The sequence below is a fragment of the Pseudonocardia adelaidensis genome (assembly GCF_039543345.1).
Classification (GTDB): Bacteria; Actinomycetota; Actinomycetes; order Mycobacteriales; family Pseudonocardiaceae; genus Pseudonocardia; species Pseudonocardia adelaidensis.
In genome coordinates, this window is the sequence record NZ_BAABJO010000001.1 from 55,903 (window position 1) to 72,615 (window position 16,713).

General features: G+C 72.5%; 17 protein-coding genes. 13 read left to right on the plus strand and 4 right to left on the minus strand.

Annotated elements, in window-relative coordinates:
- Positions 1 to 26 precede the first annotated feature (26 nt).
- Genes ABEA81_RS00295 through ABEA81_RS00305 form a run of 3 tightly spaced genes read right to left on the minus strand, consistent with a single transcriptional unit; the run spans position 27 to position 4,356 of the window.
- Positions 27 to 2,012 (minus strand): ABC transporter ATP-binding protein, encoded by a 1,986-nt coding sequence (locus ABEA81_RS00295; RefSeq protein WP_425570405.1) that lies wholly within the window; start codon positions 2,010 to 2,012, stop codon positions 27 to 29.
- Complete coding sequence (locus tag ABEA81_RS00300; protein ID WP_345602389.1) at positions 2,009 to 3,742, minus strand: ABC transporter ATP-binding protein; 1,734 nt, start codon at positions 3,740 to 3,742, stop codon at positions 2,009 to 2,011. Before ABEA81_RS00300 ends, ABEA81_RS00295 begins: the two co-directional genes overlap by 4 nt.
- Complete coding sequence (locus ABEA81_RS00305; RefSeq protein ID WP_345602390.1) at positions 3,736 to 4,356, minus strand: TetR/AcrR family transcriptional regulator; 621 nt, start codon at positions 4,354 to 4,356, stop codon at positions 3,736 to 3,738. The genes ABEA81_RS00300 and ABEA81_RS00305 overlap by 7 nt, the downstream gene beginning before the upstream one ends.
- Positions 4,357 to 4,802: 446 nt before the next feature.
- Here ABEA81_RS00305 and ABEA81_RS00310 point away from each other — a divergent pair, with 446 nt between their 5' ends.
- Positions 4,803 to 5,906: a malate/lactate/ureidoglycolate dehydrogenase gene (locus ABEA81_RS00310; RefSeq protein ID WP_345602391.1), complete on the plus strand. Its 1,104-nt coding sequence runs from the start codon at positions 4,803 to 4,805 to the stop codon at positions 5,904 to 5,906.
- 392 nt (positions 5,907 to 6,298) lie between these two features.
- Here the strand turns inward: ABEA81_RS00310 and ABEA81_RS00315 are convergent, their stop codons facing one another.
- Entirely contained in the window at positions 6,299 to 6,580 is a 282-nt protein-coding gene (locus ABEA81_RS00315) for a hypothetical protein (protein ID WP_345602393.1), read from the minus strand.
- Between the two features lie 168 nt (positions 6,581 to 6,748).
- On the opposite strand from ABEA81_RS00315, the gene ABEA81_RS00320 reads away from it, so the two are divergent.
- From ABEA81_RS00320 to ABEA81_RS00375, 12 genes are all read left to right on the plus strand, one after another.
- Complete coding sequence (locus ABEA81_RS00320) at positions 6,749 to 7,765, plus strand: LacI family DNA-binding transcriptional regulator (RefSeq protein WP_345602394.1); 1,017 nt, start codon at positions 6,749 to 6,751, stop codon at positions 7,763 to 7,765.
- Positions 7,766 to 7,832: 67 nt separating this feature from the next.
- Positions 7,833 to 9,065, plus strand: coding sequence for a sugar ABC transporter substrate-binding protein (locus ABEA81_RS00325; RefSeq protein ID WP_345602395.1), 1,233 nt, complete (start codon positions 7,833 to 7,835; stop codon positions 9,063 to 9,065).
- Positions 9,058 to 10,032, plus strand: coding sequence for a carbohydrate ABC transporter permease (locus tag ABEA81_RS00330; protein ID WP_345602397.1), 975 nt, complete (start codon positions 9,058 to 9,060; stop codon positions 10,030 to 10,032). Before ABEA81_RS00325 ends, ABEA81_RS00330 begins: the two co-directional genes overlap by 8 nt.
- A 7-nt stretch (positions 10,033 to 10,039) precedes the next feature.
- The gene (locus tag ABEA81_RS00335) at positions 10,040 to 10,852 is read left to right on the plus strand and encodes a carbohydrate ABC transporter permease (RefSeq protein WP_345602399.1); all 813 of its coding nucleotides are present in this window, start codon (positions 10,040 to 10,042) and stop codon (positions 10,850 to 10,852) included.
- Between the two features lie 14 nt (positions 10,853 to 10,866).
- Positions 10,867 to 11,631 (plus strand): ThuA domain-containing protein, encoded by a 765-nt coding sequence (locus ABEA81_RS00340; protein WP_345602402.1) that lies wholly within the window; start codon positions 10,867 to 10,869, stop codon positions 11,629 to 11,631.
- 70 nt (positions 11,632 to 11,701) lie between these two features.
- The gene (locus tag ABEA81_RS00345) at positions 11,702 to 12,799 is read left to right on the plus strand and encodes a Gfo/Idh/MocA family protein (RefSeq protein ID WP_345602404.1); all 1,098 of its coding nucleotides are present in this window, start codon (positions 11,702 to 11,704) and stop codon (positions 12,797 to 12,799) included.
- Between the two features lie 61 nt (positions 12,800 to 12,860).
- A complete protein-coding gene (locus tag ABEA81_RS00350) occupies positions 12,861 to 13,370 on the plus strand; it encodes a 2'-5' RNA ligase family protein (protein ID WP_345602406.1) in 510 nt (169 codons plus the stop codon).
- 67 nt (positions 13,371 to 13,437) lie between these two features.
- Positions 13,438 to 14,034: a hypothetical protein gene (locus tag ABEA81_RS00355; protein WP_345602408.1), complete on the plus strand. Its 597-nt coding sequence runs from the start codon at positions 13,438 to 13,440 to the stop codon at positions 14,032 to 14,034.
- Positions 14,035 to 14,053: 19 nt separating this feature from the next.
- On the plus strand, positions 14,054 to 14,368 hold the full coding sequence (locus ABEA81_RS00360; RefSeq protein WP_345602410.1) for a hypothetical protein: 315 nt from the start codon (positions 14,054 to 14,056) through the stop codon (positions 14,366 to 14,368).
- A 4-nt stretch (positions 14,369 to 14,372) separates the two neighbouring features.
- Positions 14,373 to 15,170, plus strand: a complete 798-nt coding sequence (locus tag ABEA81_RS00365) for a hypothetical protein (RefSeq protein ID WP_345602412.1) — start codon at positions 14,373 to 14,375, stop codon at positions 15,168 to 15,170.
- A complete protein-coding gene (locus tag ABEA81_RS00370) occupies positions 15,167 to 16,153 on the plus strand; it encodes a hypothetical protein (RefSeq protein WP_345602413.1) in 987 nt (328 codons plus the stop codon). The genes ABEA81_RS00365 and ABEA81_RS00370 overlap by 4 nt, the downstream gene beginning before the upstream one ends.
- A gap of 58 nt (positions 16,154 to 16,211) precedes the next feature.
- Positions 16,212 to 16,655 (plus strand): SRPBCC family protein, encoded by a 444-nt coding sequence (locus ABEA81_RS00375; protein WP_345602414.1) that lies wholly within the window; start codon positions 16,212 to 16,214, stop codon positions 16,653 to 16,655.
- The last annotated feature ends 58 nt before the right edge of the window (positions 16,656 to 16,713 follow it).

The window sequence follows — 16,713 nt, forward strand, 5'->3', positions numbered from 1 at the left end:
ATCATCCCACGCGTTGCGGGGGGTGCTCAGTCGGGAGCGGCTACCGCCCCCGCGAACTGGCTCTCGTACAGCGCCGCGTAGGCGCCTGCTCGTGCTACCAGGTCCTCGTGGGTGCCCTGCTCCACGATCCGCCCGGACTCCATCACCAGGATCAGGTCGGCGTCGCGGATCGTGGAGAGGCGGTGGGCGATCACGAAGCTGGTGCGGTCGGTGCGCAGCGCGGCCATCGCCCGCTGCACGAGCAGCTCGGTGCGGGTGTCCACCGAGCTGGTGGCCTCGTCGAGGATCAGCAGCGTGGGGTCGGCGAGGAACGCGCGCGCGATCGTGATCAGCTGCTTCTCCCCCGCGCTGACGTTCGACCCCTCGTCGTCGATCACCGTGTCGTAGCCGTCCGGGAGGCTGCGCACGAACCGGTCGACGTAGGTGGCCCGCGCCGCGGCCACGATCTCCTCCTCGGAGGCCGCCGGGTTGCCGTAGCCGATGTTGTCGCGGATCGTGCCGCCGAAGAGCCACGTGTCCTGCAGCACCATACCCGTGCCCGAACGCAGGGTGGCCCGGTCCATCGCGGCGATGTCGACGCCGTCGAGCGTGATGCGGCCGGAGTCGAGCTCGTAGAAGCGCATGATCAGGTTGACGAGCGTGGTCTTGCCCGCCCCGGTCGGGCCGACGATCGCGATCGTCTGCCCGGGCTCCGCCACGAGCGAGAGGTGCTCGATCAGCGGCTGGTCCGCCTCGTACCGGAACGAGACGTCCTCGAAGACCACGCGGCCGGAGCGGGTCCCGGGCACGGCGGGCCGGGCCGGGCCGGGGACCTGCTCCTCGGCGTCGAGCAGCTCGAACACCCGCTCCGCCGATGCCACGCCGGACTGCAGGAGGTTGATCATCGACGCGATCTGGGTGAGCGGCTGGGTGAACTGGCGCGAGTACTGGACGAACGCCTGCACGTCGCCGAGGCTCATCGCACCCGACGCCACGCGCAGCCCGCCGACCACGGCCACGAGCACGTAGTTCAGGTTCCCGATGAACATCATCGACGGCATGATGATCCCGGAGATGAACTGCGCCCGGTAGCTGGCGTCGTAGAGGCGCTCGTTCCTGGCCGTGAACTCGGCCTCCACCTCGCGGCGGCGGCCGAACACCCGCACCAGCTCGTGGCCGGTGAAGGCCTCCTCGACGTGCGCGTTCAGCTCTCCGGTGTGGCGCCACTGCGCCACGAACTGCTTCTGCGAGCGCTTCGTGATCGCGTTCGTGACGAGCAGCGACAGCGGGATCGACACGAGCGCCACGAGCGCGAGCAGCGGGGAGATCCACAGCATCATCAGCACGACGAAGACGACGGTGAGCAGCGACGTGAGCAGCTGGGACAGCGTCTGCTGCAGGCTCTGGGAGACGTTGTCGATGTCGTTGGTGACGCGGCTGAGCAGCTCCCCGCGCGGCTGCCGGTCGAAGTGGCGCAGCGGAAGGCGGTTGATCTTGTCCTCGACGTCGCGGCGCAGGGCGAAGATCGTGCGCTGGACCACGCCGTTGAGCAGGTAACCCTGCAGCCAGCCGAACAGCGACGCGACCACGTAGATCGCCACGACCGCCATCAGCACCCGGCCGAGCAGGCCGAAGTCGATACCCTGCCCCGGCACGACGCCCGCGCCCTCGATCACGTTGGCGTACGTGTCGTTGCCCGTCGCCCTGGCCTGCGCCGCGGCCTCCCCGACGGACGCACCCGGCTCCAGCTGGCGGCCGATCACCCCGGCGAAGATCACGTCGGTGGCCCGGCCGAGCACGAGCGGCCCCACCGAGGAGAGCGCCACGCTGACCACGCCCAGGAGCACGACCGCCACGACGCCGACCCGCTCGGGCGCGAGGCGGCCCATCAGCCGGCGTGCCGACGGGCCGAAGGCGAGCGACTTCTCCGCCGGCATGCCCATGCCCGCCCACGGCGGGCCGCCGCGCCGGGCCACTCGCATCTCGCGCGCGGCGCGGTTGGTGTCCGCGGCGGGCGCGTTCGGCCGGGTCATGCCACTTCCTCCGGGGTGAACTGGGACGCGACGATCTCCGCGTAGGTCGGGCAGCCCGCCAGCAGCTCGTGGTGGTCGCCCATCCCGACCACCGCACCGTCGTCGAGCACGACGATCTGGTCGGCGTCGCGGATGCTCGCCACCCGCTGCGCCACGACCACGACGGTGGCCGTGGCGGTGACCGGCCGCAGGGCCGCGCGCAGCCGGGCGTCGGTGGCCAGGTCGAGCGCCGAGAACGAGTCGTCGAAGAGGTAGACCTGCGGCCGCCGGACGAGCACGCGGGCGATCGCGATGCGCTGGCGCTGCCCGCCGGACACGTTGGTGCCGCCCTGAGCGATCGGGGCGTCGAGACCCTCGGGCATGGCCCGCACGAAGTCGGCCGCCTGGGCCACCTCGAGCGCGGCCCACAGCTCGTCGTCTCCTGCGTCCGGGTTGCCGTAGCGCAGGTTGCTCGCCACGGTGCCGGTGAACAGGTACGGCTTCTGCGGCACGATCCCGACCCGGCTCCACAGGTACTCCGGCTCCAGGTCGCGCACGTCGACGCCGTCCACGAGCACCTGCCCGCTCGTGGCGTCGAAGAGCCGCGGCACGAGCCCGAGCAGGGTGGTCTTCCCCGCGCCGGTGCTGCCGATGATCGCCGTGGTGGTGCCCGGCGTCGCGGTGAACGTGACGTCGTGCAGCACCGGGGCGTCGGCGCCCGGGTAGGTGAACCCGGCGCCGCGCAGCTCGAGCGCTCCGGTGGGGGCGGCCGGCGTGACCGGCTCGGCAGGCAGGGCCACCGACGACTCGGTGTCGAGCACCTCGACGATCCGCTCCGCGCACACGGCGGCCCGCGGGATCATCATCGTCATGAAGGTGGCCATCATGACCGACATCAGGATCTGGATCAGGTAGGCCAGGAACGCGGTGAGCGCACCGATCTGCATCTGACCCGCGTCGATGCGCTCGGCGCCGAACCAGAGCACGGCCACGCTCGACAGGTTCAGCACGAGCATCACGATCGGGAAGACCGTGGCCATCAGCCGGCCCACGCGCAGGGCGACGGCGGTGAGATCGGCGTTCGCGGTCTCGAAGCGGGCGGTCTCCTGTGGTTCGCGCACGAAGGCCCGCACGACCCGGATGCCGGTGATCTGCTCGCGCAGGATGCGGTTGACCTGGTCGATCCGGGTCTGCATCTCGCGGAAGCCGGGCACCATGCGCAGGATCACCGAGCCGATCGCGGCGACCAGCACGGGCACGCACACGAGCATCAGCCAGGACAGGTGCGTGTCCTCCTGCAGCGCCATGACCACGCCGCCGAAGCACATGATCGGCGCCGTGACCAGCATCGTGCAGGACATCAGCACGAGCATCTGCACCTGCTGCACGTCGTTGGTGCCGCGGGTGATCAGCGACGGTGCGCCGAAGTGGTTGAGCTCCCGCACCGAGAACTCCCCGACCCGGTGGAAGAGCGCCGCGCGCACGTCCCGCCCGAAACCCATGGCCGTGCGGGCGCCGTGGTAGACGGCGGCCACCGAGCAGACGATCTGCACGAGCGTGACCAGCAGCATCCAGCCGCCGACGGACATGATGTAGCCCGTGTCGCCGCGGGCGATGCCCTTGTCGATGATGTCGGCGTTGAGGCTGGGCAGGTAGAGCGAGGCCATGGTGCCCGCGAACTGCAACGCGACCACCGCGAGCAACGGTCTGGAGTGGGCGCGCAGGTGGGCGCGCAACAGCCGGATCAGCATGGGTCGTCCTCGCGGGTGGTGGGGAGGGCGACCCCGTCGAGCAGGATCGAGACGATCTGCTCCGGGGTCAGCAGGCGGCCGTCGGAGATCATCGGGTGGGTGCCGGAGAAGATGAGCAGCCGCAGCACGTGGGCCAGCTCGGGGGCCGGGACCCGCAGCAGGCGCTCGTCCGGGCCGACGATATCGACCAGCGCGGCCCGGAGCGCGTCGTTTATCGCCGCGGGCGGCATCGGCCGCCGGTCGAGCTCCTCCGGCTCGGGGGGCCGGATCCAGCCGAGCGCGTCGAGCAGGCCGAACACCTGCGACAGCCGGTCCTGCAGCACGACGGTGGCCGCGACGAGCCGTTCGCGCAGCGGGAGGTGGCGGTCGACCGCCGCCAGCCCGCGCAGCGTCGGCGCCGGGTCGAAGACCTCGTCGACGACGGCCTGCACCACCGACTCCTTGTCGGCGAAGACCCGGAAGATCGTGCCCTCCGCGATGCCGCCCGCCTCGGCGATCTGGCGGGTGGTGACCGCGGAGCCGTAGCGCATCACGAGCGGCCGCGCGGCCTCGATGATCGCCGCGCGGCGGGCGGCGGGCGCCATGCGAGGGGCGCGCCGAGTCGAGCCGGGCACCGGACAAGCGTAAATGAGTGCGCACTCATTACCCAACCGGGTTCCGCTCCGGGCCGCCCCCACCGGGTGGGCGACGCGCGCGGCGGAGCGTCGCATTTCCGAACGTTCGCGGACCTCGGCCCGCTCGCGTTCACATCCCATCCAGGGCTCCTCGGGCAGGAAAAATGACGCGCGGGGATCCGCACCCGGGAACACACCCGGCCGCGAGCCCGCAGTTCGCCGGAAACAGCCCCCGCGTCTCCATGCGGAGCCCGGAACGGGATGCGCAATGCTGGCACGCGTTCGGTTACGGAGGGGCACAGTTGCGTGACTCCTCCGTAACCGCCGCCTCCCTCGTACGGGGCAGCATGGGTGATACCGAAGTCACCCAGCGCTTACTCCGAACGGCCTATTCGCTCGTTGGAAGTGGTCGCCCGTGCGGTCGCGACGTCAGTCATGCTGGACCGGTGACGAGGAGCGAGACGAACACCGGGGTACGGCTGATCAGTGCCGGCGAGCTGGAATCGACCGTGCGGTCGATCTTCGCCGCGGCGGGGTGCGCAGACGAGGAGGCGGGGCTGATCGCCCGCGAGCTGGTCGGCGCGAACCTCGCGGGCCACGACAGCCACGGCGTCGTGCGCGTGCCGCTGTACGTCGACTGGATGCGGGAGGGCTGGGTCCGGGCCGGGCAGCGGGCCGAGGTCGTCACCGACGGTGGCGCGTTCGTCGTGCTCGACGGCAACGAGGGGTTCGGCCAGACGATCGCCACCGAGGCCGTGGCGCTCGGCATCGAGCGCGCCGGGGCGAACGGGACCTGCATCGTGGCGCTGCGCAACTCCGGGCACATCGGCCGGGTGGGCGCCTACGCCGAGACCGCGCTCGCCGCGGGCCTGGTCTCGATCCACTTCGTGAACGTGGCCGGGTCGCCGCTGGTGGCGCCGTTCGGGGCCGTCGAGCGGCGGTTCTCGACCGCCCCGTTCGCCGTCGGGATCCCGCTGCCGGAACGCCCGGTGGTGCTCGACTTCGCCACGTCGCTGGTCGCGGAGGGCAAGGTGCAGGTGGCCTCCTTCGGAGGCAGGCCGCTCCCACCGGACGCGCTGATCGGGCCGGACGGCATGACGTCGAGCGACCCGCACGTCCTCTACGGCGACTACGGACCCACCGACCTGCGCCGGCCGAGCGGCGGGGATGGCGCCATCCGGGCGTTCGGTGAGCACAAGGGGTCGGGCCTCGCGCTCATGTGCGAGCTGCTCGCAGGGGCGTTCACCGCGGGCGGGTGCGCCGGCCCGCTCGACGGCCCGCGCAAGGGCATCACCAACGGGATGCTGTCGATCTACCTCTCCCCCGCCCACTTCGGCACGCAGGCCGAGTTCGAGCGGATCGGCCGTGAGTACCTGGACTGGGTGCTCGGAGCACGCCCGAGCGACCCCGCCGCGCCGGTGCTGGCCCCCGGTGACCCGGAGGCGGCAAGCCGCGAGGCGCGCCTCGCCGAGGGCGTCCCGCTCCCCGTGGACACGTGGGCGGCGATCGTCCGCACGGCGGAAGGGCTCGGCGTCCCGACGCCCGCCTGACGAGGATCCGCGACGGGGCCCCAGGAGATGGCGACATCCGCGGGCTCGACGCCGAGGCGTTGCACGCCGCCACCACCGGCGGCCTCCCGGGGGTGCTCGCTGCACCGGCTGATCGTGCAGAGCTGGGAGGCCTGCAACCACGTGCCCGGCCCCTGCGCTGTGGTCTACCCCGGCGCGCGGAGCATGACGAGGTCGGCGCCGGACGCCTGCCGGTACGCCGAGAGCACGGACCACCCACGTGCGGGAAGTCGTTGACCACGTTGACACGGTCTTGACCGACACCCCCGCCCGGGCGGGCGACGTCGGGCATCGTCGCGGCCACTGGCTGGCACCCCCGGTCCTCGGGCCCCTGTGATCGACCGAGTCTGCCACCCGTCCGGCCCGCGCAGGCGCTACCGGGTGGCCCCGCAGGTGCACTCGCCGAGCAGGCAACGGGGATGCGGCGGCGGGTAGCCGAACGTGGGCTGGAAGGGGATCGCCCCGACCGAGTTGCAGAGCGACTCCGGGTCGTAGTCGCGTACCCAGCCACCCATCTCCTGCACGTACTCCCACTTGTGGTGCTCCGGGTGGGAGTCCCACACCGGTGGGTGCACCTGGGCCTCGGCGGCCGGGCGGCCCTCGCCGATCGGCTCGTCCTCGGGGATGGCGTTGGGATCCACGTTCGGTGTGGTCATGCACAACCTTTCCTCGGCGGCCAGTGGGCAGATCGTCCCGGACCGGTGGGAGGAACCGCCATTCGGCAGCCCAGCGGAGGTTGCGTTCACACGTCCGGGTGGCTACCGTCACGCGCACTGTCGATGCGTATCGACTCCCATGCCGATTTCCCGAGGAAGGGGGACGCCGTGGTCACCAGCCGGGACGTCGCCCGGGTCGCGGGGGTCTCGCAGAGCACCGTCTCCTACGTGATGAGCGGTCGCCGGTCGATCTCGGCCGAGACCCGCAAGCGCGTGCTCGACGCCATCGAACAGCTCACCTACCAGCCCAACGCCGGGGCACGAGCCCTGGCCAGCCAGCGCACGCAGGTGATCGGCCTCGTCGTCCGGTTCCGGCCGGGCGCGGACACCACCGGCCTGCTCCCGTTCATCGAGACGATCGCCGGGTGCGCCCGCGCCGAGGACCACGACGTCCTGCTCGTCACGGCCGACGAGGGTTCGGCGGGCCTCACCCGGCTCGCCGGCCGCGCCCTCTGCGACGCGATCGTGATGATGGACATCGAGGCCGACGACGCCCGGATCCCGGTGGCCGCGGCGCTGCGGGTGCCGGTGCTCCTCATCGGCGTCCCGGACGACAGCGCCGGGCTGCACTGCGTGGACGTGGACTTCGCCGATGCCGGGCGCCTCGCCGTGGACGAGCTGGCGGCGGCCGGGCACGACCGGGTCGTGGTGATCGGCCACGCCCCCGACGTCGTGGAGCGCGACATCAACTTCGTGCGCCGGTTCCAGCGCGGCGCCACCGCGGCCGCCGAGGCGCACGGCATCGGTCTGGACCTCGTGAGCCCGGTCCCGCCGGACCGCGCGGGGGCCGAGGCCGCGGTGCGGGAGGCGCTCGCCCGCGGCGGCGACCGGACCGGCATCGTCGTCCCCAACTCGCCCGCGGTCCAGCCGGTGCTGCAGGCCCTGCTCGACCGCGGTGTCGTCCCGGGCCGGGACATCTCGCTGATCGGGCTGTGCACCGACGTGGCCGCCGAGGCGAGCACGCCTGCCGTCACGAACGTGTCGCTGGAGCCGCGGGACGTCTCGCGGCGCGCGATGGAGATCCTGTTCCGCCTGCTCGACCGCTCCGGAGACCGCCCCACCCAGCTCGTCGAGCTGATCCGCCCCCGGCTCACGCGCAGGGAGACCACGCTCCCCGCCCCCTGACGCCGGTCGCGCACCCCGCGACCACCCCTTGACCGTCATCGATACGTATCGACCGAGAGGACCGGACATGGCTCGACGAGGAGCATTGCTACGGACCGCCCTCCCCGCCCTGGTCGCGGCTGCCGCGCTCGGGCTCACCGCGTGCGGCGGTGGGAGCGGCGGGGGCGGTGGTGGCGGCGACGTCACCTCGCTCCGGGTGCTCGACTACTACAACAACGAGCCCGACAAGTCCGTCTACGCGAAGAAGCTCGACGAGTGCGGCCAGCAGGCAGGGGTGACGATCGAACGCGAGGTCGTGCCGGGCGACTCCCTCATCGCGAAGGTGCTGCAGCAGGCGTCGTCGCGGACGCTGCCGGACGTCCTCATGCTCGACAACCCGGACCTGCAGCAGATCGCCCAGACCGGCGCGCTCGCCCCGATCAGCGACTTCGGCCTGTCCGCCGACGGCTTCCAGGAGGGCGTCCGCAACGCCTCGACGTTCGAGGGCCAGGTCTACGGGCTGCAGCCGGTGACCAACTCGATCGGCCTGTTCTACAACGTCGACATGCTCAACCAGGCGGGTATCACCCCGCCCAAGACGTGGGACGAGCTCAAGGCCGCCGCGGCGGCGCTCACCCAGGGCCAGCGGTACGGCATCGCGTTCTCCGCCGTGGCCGACTACGAGGGCGCCTGGCAGTTCCTGCCGTTCATGTGGACCAACGGCGGCGACGAGACGAACATCGCGAGCCCGGAGACGGCGGAGGCGCTGCAGCTGTGGGTCGACCTGGTGAACTCCGGGTCGGCGTCGCGGTCGGTGCTGAACTGGAAGCAGGCCGACGTCAAGGACCAGTTCGCGGCGGGCAACGCGGCGATGATGGTCAACGGACCGTGGCAGTTCCCCGCGCTCGACAAGGTCGACGGGCTGCACTACGAGGTCGTGCCGATCCCGGTGCCGCAGGCGGGCGAGTCCGTGGTGGCCCCGCTCGGCGGAGAGACCTGGACGATCCCGCAGACCGGTGACAAGGCCCGCCAGGCCAAGGCGGCCGAGGTCGTGGCCTGCCTGAACACCGACGACAACCAGATCGCGCTGGCCACCGAGCGCACCACCGTGCCCACGAAGACGGCACTGCGGGACCGGTTCGTCGCCGACGTGCCCCGGATGGCGGCCTTCACCGACATCGTGCAGACGGCCAGGGCCCGCACCGGCAAGCTCGGCCCGGAGTGGCCGGCCGCGGCCACCCGCATCTACACCGCGGTGCAGACGGCGATCACCGGGGGTGCGCCGCCGCTCCAGGCCCTCCAGCAGGCCCAGAATGGCTGACACCGCAACCGCGCCCGGGCGGGCCGCCGTAGCCGACGCGGCGCCCGCTCCCGCCCCGCGCCGGCCCGCGGGTGGGTGGTGGTCGCCGCGCGGGCGGGAGCGGCTGCTGCAGTTGGCCTTCCTCGTGCCCGCGGTGGTCTACCTGCTGCTCTTCTTCGGCTACCCGGTGGTCCAGAACGCCGTGATGGGGTTCCAGGAGTACTCGACCCGCACGTTCTACACGGGCGAGGCGCCGTTCGTGGGGCTGGCCAACTACGTCGCCGTGCTCTCGTCGAACGTGTTCGGCACCGCACTGCTCAACACGGTGCTGTTCACGGTCGGCTCGATCGCGGGCCAGTTCGTGATCGGGCTGGGGATCGCGCTGTTCTTCCACCGGCGGTTCCCGCTGTCGGGCGTGCTGCGCTCGCTGCTGCTGCTGCCGTGGCTGATCCCGCTCATCGTGTCCGGGGCCGTGTGGCGCTGGATCCTCGACCAGGACAACGGGGCGCTCAACCGGTTCCTCTCCGCCATCGGCCTCGCCGAGCACCCCGGCTGGCTCACCAGCACCTCGCTCGCCCTGATCGCGGTGATCGGCGTGAACATCTGGATCGGCATCCCGTTCAACACCACGATCCTCTACGGCGGCCTGCAGGACGTGCCGCAGGAGCTGTACGAGGCGGCAGCGCTCGATGGCGCCACCGGCTGGCGCGCGTTCCGGCACGTGACGTGGCCGCTGCTGCGGCCGGTGGTGAACGTGGTGCTGGTGCTCGGGGTCGTCTACACGATCAAGGTGCTGGACATCATCCTCGGGCTCACCGACGGCGGCCCGGCCAACGCGACGCAGACGATCGCCACGCAGGCCTACCACCTGTCGTTCCAGGAGTTCCGCTTCGGCGAGGGCGCCGCGCTGGGCAACGTGCTCATCGTCATCTCGCTCGTGTTCGCACTCCTCTACCTGCGCGCCAACCGGCGCGCCCTGGCCCGGTGAGGCGCCGATGAACACCCGCACCCGCAGTTGGGGCAACACCGTGATCGGCGTGCTGATCCTCGCGGTGATGCTCTTCCCGCTGTACTGGATGCTCAACGTCTCGTTGCAGCCGGCGGGCTCGGCCGTCGGCACGCCGTGGATCCCGCTCGAGCTGTCCTTCGACGGCTATGGCACGGCGCTGCGCGAGCAGGGACGCAACCTCGTCACGAGCCTGATCGTGGCGGCCGGCAGCGTGCTGTTCAGCCTGCTGATCGCCACGCCCGCGGCCTACGCGCTGGCGCAGTTCAAGGTGCGCGGCGCCGGCGTGGTGCTGTTCGGGATCCTGATCAGCCAGATGATCCCGGGCATCGTCGTGGCCAACGCGCTGTACAACGCCTACAGCGACCTCGGCCTGCTCAACTCGATCCCGGGCCTGATCCTCGCCGACTCCACGCACGGCATCCCGTTCGCGATCCTGATCATGCGGGCGTACCTGCTCTCGATCCCCGGCGAGGTCATCGAGGCCGCGCGCGTGGACGGGGCGGGGCAGATCCGCGCGTTCGTCGCGATCGTCGTGCCGATGAGCCGCAACGCGCTGGTGACGGCGGCGCTCTTCACGTTCCTGTTCACGTGGAGCGACTTCCTGTTCGCGCTCACGCTGACCACCACCGAGACGGTGCGGCCGGTGACCCTGGGCATCTACCAGTACATCGGCACGTACGTGAACGACTGGAGCTCGGTGATGGCCACCGCCGTGCTCGCCTCGATCCCCGCAGTGGTGCTGCTGCTGGTGGCCCAGCGATTCGTCGCCGCGGGCGTCGCCAGCGGCGCGGTGAAGTAGAAAGGACGCAATCTGTGACTCCCGTCCGCGTGACCGTCTGGGGCGAGAACCGCCACGAGAAGATCGAGGAGCACGTCCGCAAGATCTACCCCGACGGCATGCACGAGACGATCGCCGACGGCATCCGGGAGAACCTGGGTGACGGCGCGGTCGTGCGCACCGTAACCCTCGACGACCCGGAGCACGGGCTCACCGAGGAGTCGCTGCAGGACACCGACGTGCTGGTCTGGTGGGGCCACGCCGCCCACGGCGAGGTGGCCGACGAGGTCGTGGAGCGCGTGCACCAGCACGTGCTGTCCGGCATGGGACTCGTCGTGCTGCACTCCGGGCACTGGTCGAAGATCTTCACCAAGCTCATGGGCACCAGCTGCACGCTGCGCTGGCGCAGCGAGCACGACCGCGAGCTGATCTGGACCGTCGACCCCACCCACCCGATCGCCGAGGGCGTGCCGCACCCCCTCGAGATCGAGGAGGACGAGATGTACGGGGAGTTCTTCGACATCCCCGCCCCCGACGAGCTGATCTTCATCAGCACGTTCTCCGGCGGGGAGGCCTTCCGCAGCGGCTGCACGTTCCACCGCGGCTACGGCAAGATCTTCTACTTCCGCCCCGGTGACCAGGACTACCCGACCTACCACCACAAGGACGTCCGGCGGGTGATCGCCAACGGCGTCAAGTGGGCCAGGACGGACCGGCCCGAGCGCACTGCGCCGGTGCTGCTGCGGTACGAGACGGGCGAGTTCTTCAAGGGCGCCGGCTACACGGGGCCGCTGGGATGAGCGAGCTTGCGAGCGAATCATGGCACAGCGCCTCAGGGTCATCGTCGGCCGAGCGCAGCGAGGCCGTGAGATGACCCTCGCAGACCCGTTGCGCGTGGTGCTGGTCGGCGCGGGCCTCATGGGGCGGGCCTGGCGCGACACGATCGAGGCGGCACCGGACGTCGAGCTGGCCGGGATCGCCGACATCGACCCGGCCACCGCCGGCGCGGCCGCGGCGGCGCTCGGCAGGCCGGTGCCCACCGGCACCGACGCGGTCGCGCTCGCCGCGGCCACCGGGGCGCGCGCGGTCGTGAACGCGACCGTGCCGGAAGCCCACCACCCCGTCACCACCGCCGCCCTGTTCGCCGGGCTCGACGTGCTCGGCGAGAAGCCGGTCGCCCCGACCGTGGCGCAGGCGCTCTCGCTCGCAGCCGCCTCGGAGGTGACCGGGCGGCTGTTCATGGTGAGCCAGTCGCGGCGGTGGAACCCGCAGTTGTTCGCGCTGCGGGCGATGGCGGAGGACCTGGGCACCCCCGGCTCGCTGACGACCGAGTTCTTCCGGGCGCCCCACTTCCCCGGGTTCCGCGAGGAGATGGCCCACCCGCTACTGGTCGACATGGCGATCCACCCGTTCGACTCGGCCCGGTTCGTGCTCGGGGCCGAGCCCGTTGCAGCGTACTGCGAGTCGCACAACCCGCCGTGGAGCTGGTTCGCGGGGGACGCGGCGGCCACTGCGGTGTTCGAGATGACCGGGGGCGTCCGCTACACCTATGCCGGGAGCTGGTGCAGCCCTGGCCGGCAGACGTCCTGGAACGGCGAGTGGCGCCTCTCCGCGGAGAAGGGCTCCGCCCACTGGGACGGCGACCACGACCCGGTGCTCGAGGGCGACGTCGACCCGGCGCCCCGGCCCGCGTCGCCCTACTCCGGCATCGAGGGGGCGCTGCTGGTGTTCACCGACGCCCTGCGCACCGGCGCGCCGCCCATGGGCGAGGTGCACGAGAACGTGCTCAGCCTCGCCATGGTCGAGGCGGCGGTGCGCTCGGCGGACACCGGGCAGCGGGTGCTGATCGACGACGTGCTCGCCGACGCCCACGCCGAGGCCGTCCGCACGGAGCCGAACCCCGACGTCCGGGACGCCCTGGCCTCGTGGCCGTCCGTGCGCTCGGTCCTCACTGCCGCCCGTTCGTAGCCCGTGGGTGGATACGGGTGCTCCAGCACTCGTATCCGCTCACGGCCAATACGCTGGGACGATGCGGCTGTTCGTGGCCACCCGGCCGCCCGCCGACGTCGTCGTCGAGGTGCTCGGCGCGCTGCGGCGGGAGCCCGTCGCGGGCGTCACGTGGTCCGTGCCCGAGCAGTGGGTGGTGAAGCTGCGCCCGCTCGGGCACGTGCCGGAGCACCTCGTCGACCCGCTCGTCACGGCGCTGTCCGACGAGCTGACGGGCGTGCCGCCGGTGCGCTGCACCCTCGGCCCGGCCACCCGCAGGCTGGGTGGCCAGTGGCTCGGCGCCCCGGTGTCCGGGCTCGACGACCTCGCCGCCGTGGTCTTCGACGCGACGATCGGGATCGTGCCGGTGACGCACCCGCAGCCGTTCCGGGCCGACGTCGTGCTGGCGAGGGGGCGGGTTCCGGCCGGGCTCGCCGGCGAGCCGGTCGCCGCGGAGTGGACGGCCCGTGAGGTCGCGCTCGTGGCCGACCGATCCTCGCCCCGCCGTCCGCTCCTCGACGACCTCGCGACCTTCGTCCTGACCGGCCGCTGACCGGCCGCTGAACCCGAGTTCTCCGAAACGGGCCCGCGGAACGCGCGCGCCTCGTACCGTCCGGCGCATGGAACGGGGATGGCCGCTCGGCCGGTACTCCGGGGAGGACCCCACGGGCCGGGTCCACGTCGCGCTCGACGGCGCCGCCCGGGATGCCACGGTCGTGCTGGAGCACGGGTGGCGCTCGGCCGTCGGCACGGCGGGGCTGGCGGCGGCGGTCCTGCAGGCGTTCTGCGAGGCCACGACCGCGCGCCTCGTGGCCTGGGCCTCGGCCGATGTCGTCGAACCGGCACCGCCCGGCCGGGCGGTGCCGGGCCAGGCGGGCCGGCCCACGATCGACTCGCTGTCGCGCGCACGGCGCGACCTGCGCGAGTTCCGGCAACAGCTCATGGCGCTGCGCCGGACCACCGAGACCGCGAGCAGCCCGGGCCGGCTGGCCGTCGCCCGGGTCAGCGGCGGCCAGGTCACCGGCCTGGAGCTCGATCCGGAGTGGCTGCGCACCGCCGCCTCCCGAGACCTCGAACGGCACGTCGGCCACGCCCTGCGGGGCGCGCTCACCCTGATCTCGGCGCAGCCCGAGCGTGCGCTCGCGAGCTGCCCGGACCTGGCGGCGTTCCTCGCCGGCACCCCGTTCGCTCCGTTCAGTTCGCCGCACTCGCGTTGATGAGGGGGAAGCAGCACCGATGGCACCGACACCCGAGCAGATCACGGTTTCGCTCGCCGCGCTGAGGGCCGACGCCGACGGGTGGACCGCCGCGGCCGAGACGATGGCCGCCGCGGCCGCCGCCGCCGACGGGCAGAAGCTCGACGCTGCCGCGTTCTCCTTCGCCGGGCAGTCCGCCGCGGCCGCCTACGAGGAGCTGCGCGCCAAGATGGCCCGGCTGGTCCACGAGGGTGCCGCGCGCTTCGCGTCCATCGCAGGCGCCCTGCGCGCGAGCGCCGACGCCTACGAGGCCGACGAGGCCGCGGGCGCCCACCGCCTCCGGAACATCTACTGATCCGATGACCGGCTCCCACCCAACGGACGCGGGCGAGATGCTCGGGCTGGTCGCCGAGCTGCGCTCCGGGCTCGACGAGGCAGCCGAGCTGATCAACGGCATCGTCGACGGGATCGACTCGGTCCTCGCCACGCTGCCGGACGGGCAGGGCGACGGCATCCGGGACGCCGTCACCGGCTTCCGGCGCATGTTCGACGACACCGTCACCGAGCTCGGGCGGGCCCTCGACCGGGCGGGCGACCCGGTCGCCCTGCGCGCCACCGGCGCGGTGTGGGCGGTCGACATCGGCGGCGGTGTGAGCGGCCTGGCCGGGCTGGCCACCGAGAACACGACGCGTGCCGACAACCACTGGACCGGCGACGCCGCGGAGGCCTACCTCGACACCCTGCTCCCCCAGCGGCTCGCGATCACCGCCGTCACGACCACCGGCGACAGGATCGACGCCGTCCTGAACGAGCTGGCCAACGCGATCATCGACTTCTGGAAGAACGTCGAGGCTGCCGTCATCACGCTCCTCGCCGGCCTCGTCGCCGCCGGGGCCGTCGCGACGGGCGGGCTCACCGTCGTCGTCGCCGTCGGGATGGCCGCCGCCGCGCTCAACCTCTTCAGCGCCTCCGTGGTCAGCCAGATCAGCATGTTCACCGAGCTCGGCAACGCGATCAGCATCCGCACCAGGGAGCTGGTCGCCGTCCGCGCCGACGACACCGCATTCCCCGGTGGCCGATGGCCGTCCGCCGTCGCCACCGACCTGAACGACGGCAGCATCACCGACGGCGACGACACCGACTGGCACGTCGAATGACCGCCGACGCGCCCGACGCGGCGCCTGCGCCCGGGACACGCGTGCGCCGGACGCTCCGCTCGCCTACCACCGGGCACCTCGTCATCGCGATCGCCGCGGTGCCCGTCACCGTGCTCGTGGGCAACGAGGCCGGCGGCCGACCACCGGGCGGATCCTGGCTCCTCGACCCGGTCACCCCGGGCGTGCTGCTCGTCATCGGCCAGGTCCTGTCCTGTGGGAGGAACTGGCCGCCGGCCCGCGCGACCGGCGACCGTCCCGACGCCGGCCGGATCGCCCGCGGGCTGCGGCGCTCGGGCTGGACGGTCGGGCTCGTCGTCTGCGCGACCTTCTCCGTGCCCCACCTCCAGCTCGCCGGGTCGGTCCCGCCGTGGCTGTGGGCCCTGTTCCTGCTGCTGGTGATGGCGGCGCTGCTGCTCGAGTACCGGCACGCCGGCTGGGCCCATCGGCGCCTGGACGACGCGGACGAGCGCGGTGCGGTCGCGGAGTACCGGCCGCTCCCGCCACGCGTGGGGAGGCGGCTGCGCAGCGGGCTACGGGTCGCCGCCGTCTGCCACGTGCTCTTCGCCGGCATCGCCGCGCTGCTCGCCGTCGCCACGATCACCGCCGAGACCGGCGGGCCGACGGGTGGGTCGGCCACGACGGCCGTCCAGATCGGCGCCGCCGCGGTGGTGGTCGCGGTTCCGCTCCTCCACATCCGCCCCCTCCTGCTCGTCGGCGCCGCGGTCGTCGGCGACGCGGTGCACGTCCCGGCCCTCCGGCGCGCCGGTGCGTCGTTCGTCCGCGCGGGCCGCGCCACCGCGGTCCTGGCGGGGTTCGTCGTCGCGTCCGTGCCGGCGGCGCCCGCCGACCCCGATGTCGCGGTCGGCCGGGCCGCGCTGCTCGCCGTCGTCGTCGGGGTCGGTGCGCTGCAGTTCACCTCGGTCGGCAGCACCCGCGTCGGGGACTTCCCGAGGCGCTGGCTCCGCACGTCCCGCGCGGGGTGACGGCGGCGGCCCCGAGGGCGGCGGTGCCCATTGCGCCCGCAAGCGGCAGGATGGCGCCATGGCACAGGTGACGGCGCGGACCGAGCGCACGATCGACGCCCCCGCCGAGCGGGTGCGCGCGGCGCTCGCCGACTACGAGAAGGTGCGGCCGGCGATCCTCACCGACCACTACCGCGACTACCGGGTGGAAACGGGCGGCCAGGGCGAGGGCACCCGGGTGCACTGGCTGCTGCAGGCCACGAGCAAGCGCGTGCGCGACCAGCTGGTGGAGGTCAGCACCACCGGGGACGACCGGATCATCGAGAAGGACGCGAACTCGAGCATGGTCACCACCTGGACCGTCACGCCGGCCGGGGCCGACCGCAGCGTCGTCGCGGTGGAGAGCAGCTGGAAGGGTGCGAGCGGGATCGGCGGCTTCTTCGAGCGCACGTTCGCACCCAAGGGCCTGCAGCGGATCCACGACGGCGTGCTGGCGAACCTCGAGAACACGCTGCGCGGCTAGTGCACCCCGCCGGAAGTCCGCCGAACAATTCGGCGGCCCAGCCCCACGCTGCGCGCAC